The sequence below is a fragment of the Thermolongibacillus altinsuensis genome, assembly GCF_004341205.1.
GTDB lineage: Bacteria > Bacillota > Bacilli > Bacillales > Anoxybacillaceae > Thermolongibacillus > Thermolongibacillus altinsuensis.
Genome location: NZ_SLUL01000034.1, coordinates 1 through 2,003 on the forward strand (window position 1 = coordinate 1; position 2,003 = coordinate 2,003).

The following is a 2,003-nucleotide window of genomic DNA, read 5'->3' on the forward strand; positions in this document are numbered from 1 at the left end:
TCTTTCAAAACTGTTTGCGTTCATATCCATTATGGGAAGGAATGATGGATTTTCATGCATGGGTGGGGAGTAAAATTACTCATGGATGTTTTTATAAAACATCATCTTCTTTCACTTCTTTAAACTGTTGATCGCTCCTTGATCTATGTGAGTAAGAACTCTTCACATTCTTTTGCTGGAAACTACCACTTGCCGTCGATTTTGTACTTTGGAAAACGCGGATCGTAAAAGGACTTTTCTTTGTTGTTGTTCTCGCTTATGCATGTTTGGCGGCAAAGTTCTTTCATATCCCAAAACGTGCGGCAATGTTCTAACTGCTCGAGCCGTTTTCATCCACAAGTGGAGGAATTGCAACAAGAACAAAATAAAAACGCCTGTCATTTAGACAGACATTCATATGCCTTGTCAACGATCGCTACCCGTTAGTGAAATAAGAAAATACTGATTTTGCAAATTTATTTTTTACCCCTACGAGACCAGAACACGACTGGAATCAGTAATAAGGATAAAATTCCTCCAGCAAATGATAATGTTGAATAACTTGAATTATTGTTTTTCTTGAGAATCTACATAACTTTGATTCAATTCATATGCTTTACTCGACATTGATTAACACCTTCGTCCCTAATTCCATATTTAATCCCCAAAAATTTATTTTTCTATGAGTTGTTTCCAATCACGTACACCTTCCTCCAAACGAAAGGCATTAATACCTCTGGACTTTAAAAGCTCAACTGCTTCTACCGACATGTAACAGTAACAGCCTCGTCAATAAGCAACAACATCACAATTGGTTGGCAAAGAAGAAATTTGGTATATTTCGTCAACAATTCCTTCTTCAACTCCCTGCTCCGTTAGCACAATAAGGAAAAAGCGATACCCCTTATTTAAAGTATCGCACCCGTTACTTGAATAAGTTATTTATTTTTTAACCTTTATGATATTAAGATATTTTACCGACTTCATTACAATGAAACTCTATAGTGAATGCTTTCTCAAAGGATACACCAGATAAACTTAAAACACCTTCAATACGAATGCTATATGTTCGACCACCATCTATTAAAGATGCCTCATAAGATGTTTGCTCCCACGTGGCAAAAGAACTTATTACTTTACTTGAAATATTGTCTGCATTTGCAAATAGTTGACGGCCATTGTAGGGGTTATATTGTGTTTCAAATTTACCTGTTACCTCTATTTGCCAAATAGTATCAGGAACATAAATATATGTTGTTTTTGAAGTTTCTCCATTCAAATTCGTAACTGCTTCTTTCGTAGTTGACGATAGAGCATTTAACTTTTTCCGTTCCGTTTCCAAATGTTGTTCGACCATATCTTGAATCCTTGCTTCAAATTCCTTCGGTTCGATCCAAGCTTCTAATGGAAAATCCTCCATTGGAGATAATTCAATACTAATGCCTGGTTTTTTCTCCATTGCTTTGTCCACAATTTGAACATACTGTTTATAATATTCTTCTTTTTGTTCTTGAGTCAAATCTAATGTAACTGCTGATGCCGTTTCTACTGTTACTAATGCGAGAATTGTAGCAAATAAAGATGCAAAACCTTTTTTTGCTCTATTTATCTTACTCATAAAATATTCCCCCTTAATTAATTTCCTTTATTTTAACATATTTACATTTATTAGGATAGTTTTCTCTATTCTTTTATCAACTAACCTGCCCCGTTGAATAAAAAAGTGATAAAATTCAACATTCACGTTTAACAAATCCTTGGAATAAAAACGTCACCCCGATCGGAGTGACGCCCTGCTTCAACAAAATTTCACACTATCATCATGACACACTCAAAACAAAATAATCTGTTGTCTTTCTGCCGTAAATCTGCCGTTTTTCTGCCAAAAAAGTACCGAGTTTGTTCAAATAATGATTTAGATCATTTGTTTTGTAACCGTCAAGTAAAATTGAACACTTTTTGCTCATTAATTTTGAACAGTTTCATCGCTGAAAATGGAAATTCTATGCTTCATGCGATAGCTG

General features: G+C 34.7%; 1 protein-coding gene. It reads right to left on the minus strand.

Features of this window, described 5'->3' with window-relative positions:
- Positions 1-943: 943 nt before the first annotated feature.
- Positions 944-1,597 carry a hypothetical protein gene (locus EDD69_RS15110; RefSeq protein WP_132949719.1) on the minus strand — a complete coding sequence of 218 codons (654 nt, stop codon included), beginning with the start codon at positions 1,595-1,597 and terminating at the stop codon, positions 944-946.
- Between the last annotated feature and the right edge of the window lie 406 nt (positions 1,598-2,003).

Excerpts from the sequence above, each read along its gene's own strand:
- EDD69_RS15110 (WP_132949719.1), bottom strand. The coding sequence starts at position 1,597 with ATGAGTAAGATAAATAGAGCAAAAAAAGGTTTTGCATCTTTATTTGCT.